The 14,918-nt window shown below is 70.0% G+C and carries 12 protein-coding genes, 1 tRNA gene and 1 pseudogene; 6 read left to right on the forward strand and 8 right to left on the reverse strand.

The window, feature by feature from the left end; genetic code table 11:
* Window positions 1-9: 9 nt before the first annotated feature.
* Complete coding sequence (gene recQ, locus ACGFR7_RS30950) at window positions 10-2,100, reverse strand: DNA helicase RecQ (RefSeq protein WP_393325571.1); 2,091 nt, start codon at window positions 2,098-2,100, stop codon at window positions 10-12.
* Window positions 2,101-2,484: 384 nt separating this feature from the next.
* Here recQ and ACGFR7_RS30955 point away from each other — a divergent pair, with 384 nt between their 5' ends.
* On the forward strand, window positions 2,485-4,584 hold the full coding sequence (locus ACGFR7_RS30955; RefSeq protein WP_393325573.1) for a SpoIIE family protein phosphatase: 2,100 nt from the start codon (window positions 2,485-2,487) through the stop codon (window positions 4,582-4,584).
* Window positions 4,585-4,884: 300 nt separating this feature from the next.
* A complete protein-coding gene (locus ACGFR7_RS30960) occupies window positions 4,885-5,442 on the forward strand; it encodes a hypothetical protein (RefSeq protein WP_393325575.1) in 558 nt (185 codons plus the stop codon).
* A gap of 154 nt (window positions 5,443-5,596) precedes the next feature.
* On the opposite strand, the pseudogene ACGFR7_RS30965 reads toward ACGFR7_RS30960, so the two are convergent.
* The 5 genes and pseudogenes from ACGFR7_RS30965 to ACGFR7_RS30985 all read right to left on the reverse strand — a co-directional run.
* A pseudogene (locus ACGFR7_RS30965) lies at window positions 5,597-5,924 on the reverse strand (aldo/keto reductase); the annotation flags it as partial.
* Between the two features lie 864 nt (window positions 5,925-6,788).
* Window positions 6,789-7,109, reverse strand: a complete 321-nt coding sequence (locus ACGFR7_RS30970) for a GYD domain-containing protein (RefSeq protein ID WP_393325577.1) — start codon at window positions 7,107-7,109, stop codon at window positions 6,789-6,791.
* Window positions 7,110-7,348: 239 nt separating this feature from the next.
* Window positions 7,349-7,421, reverse strand: a tRNA-Arg gene (locus tag ACGFR7_RS30975).
* Between the two features lie 219 nt (window positions 7,422-7,640).
* Window positions 7,641-7,985 carry a hypothetical protein gene (locus ACGFR7_RS30980; protein ID WP_393325579.1) on the reverse strand — a complete coding sequence of 115 codons (345 nt, stop codon included), beginning with the start codon at window positions 7,983-7,985 and terminating at the stop codon, window positions 7,641-7,643.
* Window positions 7,982-8,182 (reverse strand): hypothetical protein, encoded by a 201-nt coding sequence (locus tag ACGFR7_RS30985; protein WP_355778126.1) that lies wholly within the window; start codon window positions 8,180-8,182, stop codon window positions 7,982-7,984. Before ACGFR7_RS30985 ends, ACGFR7_RS30980 begins: the two co-directional genes overlap by 4 nt.
* Window positions 8,183-8,249: 67 nt before the next feature.
* Here ACGFR7_RS30985 and ACGFR7_RS30990 point away from each other — a divergent pair, with 67 nt between their 5' ends.
* On the forward strand, window positions 8,250-8,915 hold the full coding sequence (locus ACGFR7_RS30990; RefSeq protein ID WP_393325580.1) for a TetR family transcriptional regulator: 666 nt from the start codon (window positions 8,250-8,252) through the stop codon (window positions 8,913-8,915).
* A 115-nt stretch (window positions 8,916-9,030) separates the two neighbouring features.
* On the opposite strand, the gene ACGFR7_RS30995 is transcribed toward ACGFR7_RS30990, so the two are convergent.
* Window positions 9,031-10,278 (reverse strand): M6 family metalloprotease domain-containing protein, encoded by a 1,248-nt coding sequence (locus ACGFR7_RS30995; RefSeq protein ID WP_393325582.1) that lies wholly within the window; start codon window positions 10,276-10,278, stop codon window positions 9,031-9,033.
* Between the two features lie 484 nt (window positions 10,279-10,762).
* Between ACGFR7_RS30995 and ACGFR7_RS31000 the strand changes: the two genes are divergently transcribed.
* Together ACGFR7_RS31000 and ACGFR7_RS31005 are read left to right on the forward strand one after the other, a co-directional pair.
* Window positions 10,763-11,425, forward strand: a complete 663-nt coding sequence (locus tag ACGFR7_RS31000; protein WP_393325584.1) for a TetR/AcrR family transcriptional regulator — start codon at window positions 10,763-10,765, stop codon at window positions 11,423-11,425.
* 138 nt (window positions 11,426-11,563) lie between these two features.
* Entirely contained in the window at window positions 11,564-13,099 is a 1,536-nt protein-coding gene (locus ACGFR7_RS31005; protein ID WP_393325585.1) for an MFS transporter, read from the forward strand.
* Window positions 13,100-13,375: 276 nt separating this feature from the next.
* Here the strand turns inward: ACGFR7_RS31005 and ACGFR7_RS31010 are convergent, their stop codons facing one another.
* Window positions 13,376-13,873: a MarR family winged helix-turn-helix transcriptional regulator gene (locus tag ACGFR7_RS31010; protein ID WP_392380365.1), complete on the reverse strand. Its 498-nt coding sequence runs from the start codon at window positions 13,871-13,873 to the stop codon at window positions 13,376-13,378.
* A gap of 166 nt (window positions 13,874-14,039) precedes the next feature.
* Between ACGFR7_RS31010 and ACGFR7_RS31015 the strand changes: the two genes are divergently transcribed.
* Window positions 14,040-14,807: a DODA-type extradiol aromatic ring-opening family dioxygenase gene (locus ACGFR7_RS31015; RefSeq protein ID WP_393325587.1), complete on the forward strand. Its 768-nt coding sequence runs from the start codon at window positions 14,040-14,042 to the stop codon at window positions 14,805-14,807.
* The last annotated feature ends 111 nt before the right edge of the window (window positions 14,808-14,918 follow it).

The following is a 14,918-nucleotide window of genomic DNA, read 5'->3' on the forward strand; positions in this document are numbered from 1 at the left end:
CCCGTGCGGCTACCAGTCAATGTCATCCGGCGGCTCCGGAAACGCCTCCTCGTCGTCAGGCTCCGGCCCCAGGGGGGCATCCCCCGGCGCTCTGCTCGGCTTGGCCGCCCCGGTCGCCCCTGCCGCCCCGGTCGCCCCGGCTGCCGTGGGCCCGGCCGTCGTCGTGGGCCCGGCCGTCGCCGTCTCCCCGCCCGCCGCTGACGCGCCGGCGCCCTCTTCACCGGGGGTCTCCCGTCCCGCCAGCACATCCAAGATCTGCGATCCGTACTTCGCGAGCTTGTTCTCGCCTACCCCGCTGATCGCGCCGAGCTCGGCCGTGGTCGTCGGCCGGACCGTGGCGATCTCCCGCAGCGTCGCATCGTGGAAGATCACATACGCGGGCACGCCCTGCTCCTTGGCCGTGCGCCCGCGCCAGCCGCGCAGTTCCTCGAAGACCGGCAGGGCCTCTTCCGGCAGGTCCGCCGGCGCCGCCCGCTTGCTCTTCGTCTTCGCCTTGGCCGCCCGCGCCGCCTTCTCCGGCTCCCGCCGCATCGGCACCTCGCGCCGGCCCCCCAGCACCTCGCCGCTCGCCTCCGTGAGCACCAGCGTGCCGTAATCACCTTCGACGGCGAGCAGTCCCTGGGCCAGCAACTGCCGTACGACACCGCGCCATTCGGCGTCCCGGAGGTCGTCCCCCACCCCGAAGACGCTCAGCCCGTCGTGATCGAACTGAATGACCTTGGCGGTTTTCTTCCCCGTCAGGATGTCGATGATCTGGCCCGCGCCGAACTTCTGCCCCCGCTCACGCTTCAGCCGGACGACCGTGGACAGCAGCTTCTGCGCGGCCACCGTGCCGTCCCAGGTCTCCGGCGGAGCCAGGCACGTATCGCAGTTGCCGCATGCGCTGCTCTCCTGCCCGAAGTAGGCCAGCAGCCGGACCCGCCGGCACTGCACCGTCTCGCACAGCGCCAGCATCGCGTCGAGATGGGCCGACAACCGCCGCCGGTGCGCCTCGTCCCCCTCCGACCCGTCGATCATCTTCCGCTGCTGCACCACGTCCTGCAGCCCGTAGGCCAGCCAGGCCGTCGACGGCTGCCCGTCACGCCCCGCGCGCCCCGTCTCCTGGTAGTAGCCCTCGACCGACTTCGGCAGATCCAGATGCGCCACGAACCGCACATCCGGCTTGTCGATGCCCATCCCGAACGCGATCGTGGCGACCACGGTCAGCCCGTCCTCACGCAGGAAGCGGGCCTGGTGCTCGGCACGCGTCCGCGGGTCCAGTCCCGCGTGATACGGCACCGCCGCAATGCCGTTCTCCACCAGGAACTGTGCGGTCTTCTCGACCGAGGCCCGCGACAGGCAGTAGACGATCCCCGCGTCTCCCGCATGCTCGTTCCGCAGCAGCTCCAGCAGCTGCTTCTTCGGTTCGCTCTTCGCCGCGATCCGGTACTGGATGTTCGGCCGGTCGAAGCTCGCCACGAAGTGCCGGGCGTCCGCCATCCGCAGCCGGGAGGTGATCTCGGTATGGGTCGCCTCGGTCGCGGTGGCGGTCAGCGCGATCCGCGGCACCTCGGGCCAGCGCTCGTGCAGCATCGACAGCGCCAGGTAATCCGGCCGGAAGTCATGGCCCCACTGCGCGACGCAGTGCGCCTCGTCGATCGCGAAGAGCGAGATCTTCCCCCGGTCCAGCAGGCTCAGTGTCTGCTCGACGCGCAGCCGCTCGGGCGCCAGATACAGCAGATCCAGCTCCCCGGACAGGAACTCCGCCTCGACGAGCCGCCGCTCCTCCAGATCCTGTGTCGAATTGAGGAACCCGGCCCGCACCCCGAGCGCCCGCAGGGCATCGACCTGGTCCTGCATCAACGCGATCAGGGGGGAGATGACCACCCCCACACCGCCTCTGACCAGCGAGGGAATCTGATAGCACAGCGATTTGCCGCCACCGGTCGGCATCAGGACGACCGCGTCCCCGCCCCCTATGACGTGCTCAATGATCTCCTGCTGACTGCCGCGGAACGACTCGTACCCGAACACCCGGCGCAGTACCTGCACCGCCTCGCTTGCGTCCGAGGCGCCTTCCACATCCATGTCCACGACCATTTCCACGTCCGCCAGAGCCATTCCAGAAGCCTACGAGTTCCGCGGGGGTCGCCGTCGACCCTGTGGATAACTCCCCTCGCTCGGGACCCCCGATCCGTGGCCGCGCGCCGTGCCGCGCCGAACCGTGCCGTGCCGCGCCGTGGCGTGCCGCGCCGAACCGCGCCGTGCCGCGCCCCGTCGTGCCGCACCGCACCGCACCGCGCCGTGCCGCACCGTGCCGCACCGCACCGTGCCGCACGGCGCCGTGCCGTGCCGCGCCGTGGCGTCCCGGCCCGCCCGCACGCCCTGCGGGGTCGCCCGGGTCCGGGGCACCATGGAGGCACTGCGAGGTGCAGGGCACACAGGCCGCAGCCTGGCGCAGGCGGCGCTCACAGGCGGCGCTCACAGGCGGAGGGAGTGCCTGGGATGAGGACAGCCGGCCCCTTCGGACCCGTGGGCGATCGGCCCGACGCCGGACCGCCGCAGCGCAGTGGGCTGCTGGATCTGCTCGGCGTCGCGGCGGTGGTGCTGGATTCCGACGGGCACATCGTCCTGTGGAGCCCGCAGGCCGAGGAGCTGTTCGGCTACACCGCGAAGGAGGCCCTGGGCCAGTACGCGGGCCGGCTGCTGGTCCATGAACAGCATCTGGACCTGGTGATCAGACTCTTCACCGAGGTGATGGGCACGGGAAGCAGCTGGGCCGGTGCCTTCCCCATCCGGCACAAGGACGGCAGCACCCGGCTCGTGGAGTTCCGCAATATGCGGCTGCTGGATGTCCGGGGTGACCTCTACGCGCTGGGGATCGCCACCGACGAGGCGGTCCTGCGGCAGGTGGAACGGGATGTGGCCCTGTCCACGCGGCTGTTCTCGCAGTCCCCGATCGGGCTGGCCGTCTTCGACACCGACCTGCGGTACCTGGCCGTCAACCCGGCGCTGGAGCGGATGAACGGTGTCCCGGCCGAGGACCACCTCGGCCGGTCGGTCCGCGAGGTGCTGCCCTTGATGGACCTCGACGCGCTCGAGACCGCCCTGCGGCAGGTGCTGGCGACCGGCAGCCCCCTGGTCGATGCGTACACCATGGGGCGTACCCCCGCCGATCCCGACAACGAGCACGCCTGGTCCGTCTCCTGCTACCGGCTCGAGGATCCCGGCGGGCGGATTCTCGGGGTGGCCGGCCTGATAGTCGATGTCACCGACCGGCACCGTGCGGCCACCGAGACGGCCCGCGCCCGCCGGCATCTGGCCATGATCGCCGACGGCACCGCCCGTATCGGCACCACGCTGGAGGTGGAACGGACCGCCGGCGAGCTGGCCGACGTCACCGTGCCCGAGCTCGCCGACGTGGCGGCGGTGGATGTCCTGGACTCCGTCCTGGACGACCGCCGCCCCACGACACCCGGCGACCACCATGCGCTGTTCCGCGCCCTCGCGGTGCGCGCCGCCCACCCGACCGAGGCGGTCCGGGCCGCCGATCCTCCCGGCCGGCTGGCCAGCTACGGGCCCGACCGGCTGGTCACCCAATGCGTGCGCACGGGCCGCCCCATCCTGGTTTCCCACGTCGGCGAGCGGGACCTGACGCGTATGGCACGTGACCCCGAGGCCGCCGCCCTGCTGGCCCGCGCCGGCATCCACAGCTACCTCACCACGCCGCTGATCGCCCGCGGCGAGGTGCTGGGCGCGCTGTGTCTCTCCCGCGCCGGCAATCCGCTGCCCTTCGACGAGGAGGACCTGACCCTCGCCGCCGAACTGGCCGATCGCGCCGCGGTGTGCATCGACAACGCCCGTCTGTACCAGAGCCTGCGCAATACGGCGGTGACCCTTCAGCGCAGCCTGCTCCCGGACCGCCCACCGCACCGCACGGGACTGGAGATCGCCACCCGCTACCAGCCCGCGGGGACCACCAGCGAAGTCGGCGGCGACTGGTTCGATGTCATCCCCCTGGTCGCGGACAAGACCGCCCTCGTCGTGGGCGATGTGATGGGCAGCGGCATCAACGCCGCCACCACCATGGGGCGCCTGCGCACCGCGACCTCCACCCTGGCCGACCTCGATATCCCGCCGAGCGACGTACTGCGGCACATCGACAAGATCACCGTCGGGCTGGAGTACTACGCCACCTGCGTATACGCCGTATACGACCCGCACCGCGCGGTATGCGACATCGCCATCGCCGGACACCTGCCCCCGGTGCTGATCCGCACCGGCGAGCCCCCTGAACTCCTCAACCTGCCCACCGGCGTACCTCTCGGCGTCGGTGGTGTCCCCTTCGAGGCCACCACCTTCCCCCTGCACCCCGGTGACCGGCTGGTCCTCTACACCGACGGTCTGGTCGAGACCCGCCACCAGCCCATCGACGCGCGCCTGGACGTCCTCCTCCGCCTCCTCGGCACCCCTGACCGCTCCTTGGAGGACACCTGCGACCGCCTCCTCGACGCCCTCCGCGACCCGGACGGCCACGACGACGTCGCCGTCCTCATCGCCCGCCCCCTACGACCCGAAGGGCCGGTTCCCCGCGCCCCGTCCTGAGCGGCGTCACGGCAGGGTCACGCCGGATCAACACCAGGGCCATGGTCGGCCTTCCAGGCTGAGGGAGATACCCACGTAGGCCGTCCGCCCAAAGGAGGCATCATGGTGAAGGGCATCCGGAAACATCTACCCAGCGTGCTCGGCGCGTCCATTCTGACGGTGGCGCTCGTCGGCACGGGTGGCGTGATGAGCGTGCAGGCGGCACCTCAGACAGCGAAGACCGCCTCGACATCGTCGAGCGCGGCGCCCAGCCTGCTCTGTAAGTTCCTCAGAGACCCCAATACCGGCAAGCTCCTCGTGGTGAACGTACGGAATGGCAGGGTCGTCCAGAACCCGAGGCTCTGCGTCTTCGTAGGCGGCGGGGGCGGCGGCGGTGGCGGCGGCACAGGCGGCGTCACCACGGGCGCCACCACTACGGGTGCCACCACCACGACGACCGGCGCCAGTGTGACGACCGGCGCCACCACTACGGGCGCCACCACCACGACGACCGGCGCCAGCACGACGGTCGGTGCTCAGACGACCCAGGGTCAGACCACGCAGGGCCAGACGACCCAGGGTCAGACCACGCAGGGCCAGACCACCCAGGGTCAGACGACCCAGGGTCAGACCACGCAGGGGCAGACGACCCAGGGCCAGACCACGCAGGGCCAGACCACGCAGGGCGGTGCCACGCAGGGCGGTGCCACGCTGGCCGGTAACCCCACGGTTGGCGGTGTCACGGTGGGCGGCACGGTTGGCGGTGCCACGGTTGGCGGTGCCACTACGGCGCCCCCCACCACGGCAGCTCCCACTACAGCGGCTCCCACTACGGCAGCTCCCACCACGGCGGCTCCCACCACCGGCGCCGTGCAGTAGGGCATTGCAAGCAGCAGGACATCAACAAGCAGCAGGACATCAAGAGGACATGCACCATCAACGGAGGCCGTGGGCGCAGCAGGGGGGCCTCGGTACGAGCGGGCGCGCACGGCCGCCGGTGGTGGTCGTCGGAGATCAGGCGTAGTAGTCGCGCTGCGACGATGGCGGCCGCCCGCTGTCCGACCTGTGCCGGTCGGTCGTCGCGGAAGGACGCGGTTGCGCCAATCGCCTTCCGGGAACACCGTGTCGGCCGTGCTGCGGCCGGTGAGGCCGCCCTTGTCCAGCGCCACCCGGACGACGACGCCGACGCCGTGCTCCACACAGGCAGGCAGCAGGGAGCCGGCCGGCGCCTGGTCGAAGACGGGGAACGCCTCGGCCGGGTCCGTACGGCCGGACGCCTGCCAGACCTGGTTCTTGGGCGGCACTTTGGTCGCCACCCGCACTTCCTCGCCGACCCGCTCACGGAGGACTCGGCCGACAACCGCGGCTCCTGCCCGGGAATCCCTTTGACGATAGGCGGCTTGGGCGGCTCGGTCAGATGGGTTCCCTCGCGCGTGATCCGGATACGGAGACGTACCTGCTACGGCCGACTTTCCTGATTCCGTTGCCCTACTTGACGCTGTCTCAGTATCATCGATGCATCCGTGGCCCCTGGTAGGGGGAAATCCCAGTTCGAGCCTGGGACATCTTGCTGGGGTCGGGGACTGGAGGCTGTTCGCTGCAACTCTGGTGTTGAAGTTCCTCTTGTCGTGGGTGGTCAGGCGGTTCATCGCCACGGCCATGAAGCGGTTTCACAAGCAGGTGATGAAACTCTGGAAGCGGGTGGTGGAAATGGTCCCTGAAGTGTTTGCGTCTATCGGCAGTAAAATCGTCGTGCACGCTCTTGCAGGAGTTGGAGTAATCGGCAACTCGTCCCCTTCCCAGGGACCACGGCCAAGAAGCAGGCAGTAGCGCAGGTTTCCCCTGACCAGGCGAAGAACCAATGTGCCGATCAAGCGTCCTCGCCCTCTCGTGGCCTTGCTCTCGACGAATTCTTCGAGCAGGTGGGTACACCGCCACCATGGTGCGGGTCTACGCGGACCACTCCGTTATCAGTAAGAAGCGGAACAGCGCCCTTCACCGTCCGGGCCGAGTCGCTTCTGTACGCCACTGTCCGACGTCGTCGATGTCAGGCGCGGACACACGGCGGAGTACCACTGATTGCCCGCCACCGCTCCCTCACGCACGACTTGCGGTCGGTGGACATCCAGCCCGACGGCACGGTCGTCTTCGGTAAATGCGACGCCATGCGCACTGTGTGCGGCCCGTGACGCAGCCTGTGAGGCGGAACGATCCCCGCCCTCGCTCTACACGCTGGGGGCGCGGAAGGGAACTTGCCGGCGGGCGGCCTCGTCGATCTCCTCGACGGTGAGGAGGGGCGTGGCCCGGGTGTGCAAGGCCCCGCTGGCCTTGACGGTGAGGCTGATGGCGGCCATGGAGACCGGGTCGGGGAGGTCGATGATGAGCACGATGTCGTCCTCTCCGAAGGCGAAGTACACGGACTCGACCTTCCCGCCGAGGGCCGTGACGACCTGGTCGACGGCAGTGCGGCGCCCACTCGCGCCTTCCTTGAGCAGCCCCTTGGTGCCCTCGGACGTATAGGTGGCCTGGATCAGGAACTTCGGCATCGGGACGCTCCCTGCCCATCGCATGTCCGGTGTGCAGATGACCTTCCCGCTGTCACACTGACCGCCACGCGCCGAATGACCTGATTCACCCGTTAGACGCCAATGCGGTGGAGGGGGTCTGCCGACGGCAGGCGACTCCGCGTCGACGTAGCAGACGTAGTGGCGCGCGTAGGGCAGAGCCCTGAAACGAGTAAGGGCCGGTCCAGGAGGAAACCCTCCTGGACCGGCCTCTTCTTCTGTGCCCCCGGCAGGATTCGAACCTGCGACACCCGCTTTAGGAGAGCGGTGCTCTATCCCCTGAGCTACGGAGGCAAGGCCTGAGCCCCTGACAGGGTAGCTGATGCGTTCGCTGTAGTTCGCTTCTGTTGGGGATGAGGGGCGGGCGTGGCCTCGTGGTGGGGGAAAGGGGTGCGGGAGGGGGTGCGGGAGGGGGTGCGGGACGTGCGATGGCGGTGGTCGAGGTGACCACCGCCATCGTGTGGGGCGCTGCTGTCGGGCCGGTTGGTGCAGTGGTGGCCCGGGGGCGGGGTGTTAGCCGCCGATGTGCCAGCTGAGGGTGCCGTCCGTGCTGGTGAGGAAGGCCAGGAGGAGCAGGTCGGCGGCGCCGAGGGTGATGCCCAGGAGGGCGCGGCCGCGGCGGGTGGTGCCGCGGGCCAGGGACAGGCCGCCGAGGACCAGGGCACAGGGGCCGAGAAGGATGTTCAGGACCAGGGTGCCGAGCAGGCCGAGGATGAAAGAGGCGACGGCCATGCCGTCCGCCTGGGGGCGGGGGCGGGGAGTGGACCGGTGCGAATCCTTGGCTTCCGTGGCCGGCGCGGGCGCGGGCGCGGGCGTCGTCGGCGAGGTCGTGGGCGTGGCTTCGCTGAGCGTGGTCATCGGGAGGTCACCTCGGCGTGGTGGCGGCGTTCACGGAGGAAGAAGACGAGCAGCCAGCCGGCGATGACGGCGGCCGCGACGAGGGTGACGGGGACGGGGAGGTGTGCCGCGGTGCCCAGCATGATCCCCATCAGGAGGAGGGCTGCGACGAGGAAGAGCATGATCTTCCTTTCCGGTTCCAGAGGACAGTTGTTCACTCAGTTCCTTCAGTCTACGACCGCCCACGGGTGGAGTAGTTCAGAGAACGGTTGTTTACTGGATGACATGAGTCACAGTCTTGGAGTCCGGCAGGCACAGAAACAGAAGACCCGTCAGGCGTTGCTCGACGCGGCGCTCGGTCTGCTGGAGGAGCAGAGTCTGAGCAGCCTGGGGCTGCGCGAGGTGACGCGGATGGTGGGCATCGCCCCGACCGCGTTCTACCGGCACTTCCGGGACATGGGTGAGCTGGGCGTCGCCCTGGTCGAGGAGGCGCTGGGGAGCCTGCATGCGATGGTGCGGGCGATCCTGGCCGAGCAGGATGGGGCCGAGGAGCGGATCGACCGTACGGTCGCGGTCGTGGAGCGGCATGTGCGCCGCTATCCGCTGCACATCAGGTTTGTGGCGCGCGAGCGGCACGGGGGTGTACGGGCCGTGCGGCAGGCCATCGCGGATGAGATGGACCGGTTCGCGGAGGAGGTCGCGGCGGCGCTCAAGTCCCAGCCGGTGTCGGAAGGGTGGCGCGATGACGACGTGCGGATGCTGGCGGAGCTGTACGTGGACCGGCTGGTGACGACGGCCGCGGCGCTGCTCGACGCGGACGCGGACGGGGTCGAGGGGGCGGCCGAGCAGGTGGTGCAGGTGGCCCGTAGGCAGCTGCGGCTGATCAGCATCGGGCGCCGGCACTGGCGGGAGGAGGGGCGGGGGAGCAGCGGTGGGAAGAGTGGGGCGTGAGGGGAGGCGTGAGGGGAGGCAGGGGAATTGGGGAGAGCAGGGGGAGCGGGGACGGGTGCTGGTGGTGCGGTTCGCTTGACCTCGGCGGGCGTGCGCCGGGGTTCGGTGGTCTTTGTCAGGAGCGTGCCGGGGTCACCCGTACGCGGTAGGTGCCGTCCGGGTTCTCCGTCAGGACGGTGACGGCTGCGCCGCTGTGACGGTCCGTATAGGTGTCGCCGGGGAGGAAGGTGGCGTCGGTCAGTTCCGGGTCGACGTATTTGTTGTCCTGGTAGCAGCCGTCGCTGTGCGGGGTGGCGTCCACGATGCGCATCGGGCCGCGGCCCGAGGGGACGTCGGTGGCGACGCGGTAGACGAGGACGCCGGGCCGGCAGACCGCGGGGTCGAGCGGGCTGCGGGTGCGGGCCTCGGCGACCAGGGCGGTGTGGGGCGAGGTCGGAATGACGACGATCTTGGTGCCGCCGGGGGTGGAGATCGGGGTGAGGGTGTGTTCGCCGGGCGTCCCGCGGCGTGGGGCGCAGTGCACCTGGCCGGCGGACAGCCAGCCGAGCTTCCACTTGTGCCAGCCGACGAAGTCGTTGCTCGGCCCCCAGTCCTCGTCCATCGGATCCCAGTGCCCTACCGGGGGCGGGGCGTCGCGGTCGTCCGTGAAGTAGAGGTCGGGCAGCCCGAAGCTGTGGGCGTTCTCGTGGTTGAGCACGCGGAAGGCACTCACCCCGGTTTGCCGGCTCCAGATGAAGGACGCATTCCGGAACGGCACCTCATCGGCGGTCTTCAGCCCCATGTCGCCGCCGCTGAAGGTGACCGACAGGACCGTACGGGTCGCGGGCGGGCCCGCGTTGGGGGTGGCGATGACGTTGATGACGTCGTAGTCACGGAAGTCGACTATCGGGTCGACGGCGCGGACGACTTCCCGGGAGAGGGCGTGATAGCCGCCGTCCGAGGCCGGGTCGAAGCTGGCGCCCCGTCCGATGTCGTACGCCGCGAGCGGGCGGGACATGCGGATCCACCGGAAGAGCGGCATGGGGTGGTAGGTCAGCCTGCCGTACGAGCTGGTGCGGAAGTAGTCCGTCGCCGCCGGGAAGAATTCGGAGAAGCGGGCGCGGGGGGACAGCGTGGCGGGGGCGTCCGGGAAGTCGATGAAGAGGGTGAGCGCCCTGACGACGCCGACCGAGCGGGCGTAGCCGGCGGGGGTGTCCGCGGATTCAGCGACGTCGTCGCTGATGCCGCGCAGGGCGCACGGGCCGCTCGGCGAGGCGCCGGGCGCGGTAGGTATGGCGACGGCGCTGGGCGGTGAGCCCAGCGCTATGGCCGCGGCCGCCGTGGCGGCGCCGACGGCCAGAACCGCGGATACCTTGTGCTTCATATCGATCACCTTGTGTTCATGGGTGATCGCTCGCGCGCGGGGTTACGTCAACTGGAGTCATGGCGGGGCCGGATGGGTCGGGATGGGTCCGGATGGGTCGGGATGGAGCGGGACGGGTCGGGCATGGGGGGGCGGGTCTGGACTGCTCGGGCCTGACTTCTGCTGGTCCGGGGGTGCCTGGAGTGGGCGGGTGAGCGCGGTTTAGGTCGCGGGTGAGTGTGGTTCAGGTCATGGGTGAGTGTGTTTCAGGTCACACGGGGTCATGAAATATCCGGGGAGGTGGTCCCCGTTTAACCAGAGGTCCGAGGAACCGGGGAGCGATTCCCCGGTTCGTGGCGGCCCCGGCCGGCTGCCCGGCTACCGGGTCGTCGGACGGCCGGTCGGCCTCGTCGGTCGTCGGTCACCCGACCGGACGGGCTGGGCGGCGTACGTCCGAAAATCCGGGCCTTCCGGAAGTGTCGAGACTTGAGGGGAGTGAGCTGCCGTGACTGCCGTCGCCGCATGCGCGAAGACCGCGTTGAAGGGCCGGCAGCCCCGCCTGCGGGCCGATGCGCTGCGCAACCGGGAGCGGATCATTGCGGCCGCCCGCGAGACGATGGTCGAGTTCGGGCCCGAGGTCCCGCTCGATGAAATCGCTCGACGTGCGGGTGTCGGCAATGCGACGCTCTATCGCCACTTTGCGGATCGCCTGGAGTTGATCCACCACGTCACGCTCGCCGTCATGGCCCGTACCGCGGACCGCGCGGAGAGTGCCCTTGCCGAGGAGCCCGATGCTTTCCAAGCGCTGAGGCGCTTTGTCCACGCTGCGGTGGAGGAGCGGATCGGGGCCTTGTGCCCGCTGCTCTCCGACGGCGTCGACCGAGACCACCCCGATCTGCTCGCGGCGCGCGAACGCCTGGAAGCGGCCGTCGAGGCCGTCATGGGTGCCGCGCGCGACAGCGGCCAACTGCGTACCGACCTCGCCGTCGGTGATCTGATGGTCGCGATCACCCAGCTCACCCGGCCGCTGCCGGGCAGCAACTGTACGAACTTCGACCAGTTCGTACACCGTCATCTGCAGCTGTTCCTGGACGGTCTGCAGGCGCCCGCCCGTTCTGAACTCCCCGGATCGGCCGCCACGTTGGACGACCTGAGGCGCCGCTCGTAGGCCGGGGCGCGCGCCGCATCCGGCTGACGCTTCCCGCACACCCCGTACGTCTCGCACGTCTCGCACGTCCCGTACTTCGTTCCGCACGTCCCGTACTTCGCTCCTGTTCGCTCACCGCACCACTAGGTGGATCCCGCCATGCCTGAAACCGCCCCGTACGTCGATCCCCGGCGCTGGAAAGCGCTGATATTCATCGCTCTCGCCCAGCTGATGGTCGTTCTCGACGCGACCATCGTGAACATCGCGCTGCCCTCCGCACAGCAGGACCTCGGCATCACCGACGCCAACCGGCAGTGGGTGATCACCGCCTACGCGCTGGCCTTCGGTGGGCTGCTGCTCTTCGGCGGGCGCGTCGCCGACCTGTGGGGGCGCAAGCGGACCTTCATCATCGGGCTCGTCGGGTTCGCGGCTGCCTCCGCGCTCGGCGGGGCCGCGGCGGACCAGGGGATGCTGCTGGGCGCGCGTGCGCTCCAGGGGGTCTTCGGGGCGCTGCTGGCGCCGGCCGCGCTGTCGCTGCTGGCCGTGACCTTCACCGAGGCCAAGGAGCGCGCCAAGGCGTTCGGCATCTTCGGCGCGATCGCCGGTGGCGGCGGCGCCGTGGGCCTGATCCTCGGCGGGGTGCTGACCGAGTACATGAACTGGCGCTGGACCTTCTTCGTCAACATCCCGTTCGCCGTGGTGGCCGCGACCGGCGCGTACCTGGTCATCCGCGAGCCCGCGGGCAGCCGCAACACCTCCCGGCTGGACGTCCCCGGCGTCATCCTGGCCACGCTGGGCCTGGTCTCCCTGGTCTACGGGTTCACCCGGGCCGAGTCCGACGGCTGGCTGGCCGGCTGGACCCTCGCCCTGTTCGCCGCGGCCGTCGTCCTGCTGCTGGCGTTCGTGCTGGTCGAGTCCAAGGTGAAGGCCCCGCTGCTGCCGCTGCGGGTGGTCACGGACCGGAACCGGGCCGGCATCTACGCGTCGCTGGGCCTGGCCGTCATCGGCATGTTCGGTCTCTTCCTCTTCCTGACCTACTACCTGCAGATCGTGAAGGGCTACACGCCGGTCACGACCGGTCTGGCGTTCCTGCCGATGATCGTCGGCATGATCACCGGCTCGACGCAGATCGGTGCCCGGCTGATGACCCGGGTCCGCCCGCGGCTGCTGATGGCGCCGGGCTTCACGGTCGCCGCGCTCGGCATGCTGGTGCTCACCCAGATCGACCTGGACACGTCCTACCCGGCACTGATCCTGCCCGGCTTCCTGCTGATGGGTCTCGGCATGGGTACGGCGTTCATGCCGGCCATGTCACTGGCCACGCAGGGGGTGCAGCCGCGGGACGCCGGTGTCGCCTCCGCGATGGTCAACACCTCGCAGCAGGTGGGCGGCGCGATCGGTACGGCCCTGCTGAACACCATCGCGGCCAGTGCCACGACCGCGTACGCCACCTCGCATGCGGCCGGTGCGCGCTCGCTGGATCTGCTCAAGCTCCAGTCGATGGTGCACGGCTACACCACGGCCATCTGGTGGGCGGTCGGCATCCTGGCCCTGGCAGGCGTGATCGCCTTCACCTTCATCAACACCGGACGGCCGGGCGGCAGCCGGCCGGTGGCCTCCTCGGCGGACGGTGAGGGCGCGGGCGCGGGTGCGGTTCATGAGGACGAGGTGCCCGTTCCGGTGATGGCGCACTGATCCCGCGGTGGCGGGGCGCGGCCGCGCGGGCTCGTGGGCCGGTGAGCTTGTGCGCCGGCGGGGCCACGTCGCCTCCGCCGCCTTCGCCGCGCACTCTTACCGCATTCCTACCCGACTCATAGGTACGCCGGCCTGACTCATGGGTGCGCCGGTCTGACTCATGGGTGCGCCGGTCTGACTCATGGGTGCGCCGGGCCTCACTGGCCCGGCGCATTCGTGTTCGTGCGCAGCCCCGCCCGCCCTGCGGCTGCCGGCCGTCTCCGGCTCCGCCGCCGGTCAGCGGAGCCAGGGGAGGTCGGCGCCTTTCGGCTGCAGCCCTTCGGTCATGACCTGGCAGATCTCGGCCAGTTGGCCTATCTGCTCGGGGGAGAGCCGGTCGAAGATCGCGGCGCGTACGGCGGCGACATGCCCGGGGGCGGCCTTCTCCAGGACTCGCATGCCCTCGTCCGTGAGGTGGGCGTTCTGGCCCCGCTTGTCGGACGCGCAGTCCTCGCGCCGTACCCAGCCGTTCCGCTCCAGCCGCGCGATCGCATGCGAGAGCCGGGAACGGGTGATCTTGGCGTTCTGGGCCAGCTCGGTCATCCGCATCCGGCGCCGCGGTGCACGGGAGAGCTGGACGAGCAGTCCGTAGTAAACATGCGGCATCCCGGCGTCCCGCTGCAGCTGACGGTCGAGGTGGTCCTCCAGGAGCGTGGTGGCGTGGAGGTAGCACTGCCAGGCGAATTGCTCCTCGTCGCTGAGCCACCGTGGCTCGGTTGCGGGTTCGATGCTCATACCATCCACTCTCTCACCACTCGGAGAGTTATTTAAGATTTAACAAGGCCGCGTTATCCTGAAAGTCGACGCTTGAACCTTCAAGCATCGTGGGGGGTGTGGCGGCCGAAGCGTCACGCGCACCGACTACTGACAAGTGTGACGCTGTGGGGTTGCGATGTCCGTAATGCCGGCTCTTTATCTCAGTCATGGTGCGCCGCCGCTGGCCGACGACCCGTCGTGGCCGGGCCAGCTCGCCGCCTGGTCCGCACAGCTGCCGCGTCCCCGGGCCGTACTGATCGTCTCCGCGCACTGGGAGGAGGCGCCGCTCGCACTCGGCGCCACCACGACCGTGCCGCTCGTCTACGACTTCTGGGGCTTCCCGGAGCACTACTACCAGGTGCGGTACCCGGCCCCCGGGGCGCCGCAGTTGGCCGAGCGGATACGCAAAACGCTGCGGACGGCAGGCATGCCCGTGGTGGACATCCCCGACCGGGGACTCGATCACGGTGCGTATGTGCCGCTCGTGGAGATGTTCCCGGACGCCGATGTCCCCGTACTCCAGATCTCCCTGCCGTCGCTTGATCCGCGCCGGCTCCACGCGATCGGGCGCAAGCTCGCACCGTTGCGCGAGGAGGGTGTACTGATCATCGGCAGCGGCTTCTTCACGCACAATCTGGCTGCGTTGCGGCACGACGGCGGCGGTACGCCGGCGTGGTCGGCGGAGTTCGACGACTGGGGGCGCCGGGCCCTGGACGCCCAGGACCTCGACGCGCTGTTCGACTTCGCGCACAAGGCGCCGGCCGGCCGGCTGGCCCATCCCCGCACCGAGCACTTCGCCCCGCTGTTCGTGACGCTGGGGGCCGCGGATGCCCATGCCCAGCTGGACCGTGGACGCAGTGTGATCGACGGGTTCTGGATGGGGCTGGCGAAGCGGTCGGTGCAGTTCGGCTGAGGGGCGGGCGCGGCGCCGCTCCGGAGGCCGTTCGTGAGGCCCGGGGCGCACGGCGGTGGGCAGGGGCAGAGGGCGGGCGGCCCAGTATCCGAGGGCGTGGGTGAACTCCGC

The sequence above is a fragment of the Streptomyces sp. NPDC048516 genome, assembly GCF_043199875.1.
Classification (GTDB): domain Bacteria; phylum Actinomycetota; class Actinomycetes; order Streptomycetales; family Streptomycetaceae; genus Streptomyces.

Excerpts from the sequence above, each read along its gene's own strand:
- recQ (WP_393325571.1), bottom strand. The coding sequence starts at position 2,100 with ATGGCTCTGGCGGACGTGGAAATGGTCGTGGACATGGATGTGGAAGGC.
- ACGFR7_RS30955 (WP_393325573.1), top strand. The coding sequence starts at position 2,485 with ATGAGGACAGCCGGCCCCTTCGGACCCGTGGGCGATCGGCCCGACGCC.
- ACGFR7_RS30970 (WP_393325577.1), bottom strand. The coding sequence starts at position 7,109 with ATGCCGAAGTTCCTGATCCAGGCCACCTATACGTCCGAGGGCACCAAG.
- ACGFR7_RS30980 (WP_393325579.1), bottom strand. The coding sequence starts at position 7,985 with ATGACCACGCTCAGCGAAGCCACGCCCACGACCTCGCCGACGACGCCC.
- ACGFR7_RS30990 (WP_393325580.1), top strand. The coding sequence starts at position 8,250 with ATGAGTCACAGTCTTGGAGTCCGGCAGGCACAGAAACAGAAGACCCGT.
- ACGFR7_RS30995 (WP_393325582.1), bottom strand. The coding sequence starts at position 10,278 with ATGAAGCACAAGGTATCCGCGGTTCTGGCCGTCGGCGCCGCCACGGCG.
- ACGFR7_RS31005 (WP_393325585.1), top strand. The coding sequence starts at position 11,564 with ATGCCTGAAACCGCCCCGTACGTCGATCCCCGGCGCTGGAAAGCGCTG.
- ACGFR7_RS31010 (WP_392380365.1), bottom strand. The coding sequence starts at position 13,873 with ATGAGCATCGAACCCGCAACCGAGCCACGGTGGCTCAGCGACGAGGAG.
- ACGFR7_RS31015 (WP_393325587.1), top strand. The coding sequence starts at position 14,040 with ATGCCGGCTCTTTATCTCAGTCATGGTGCGCCGCCGCTGGCCGACGAC.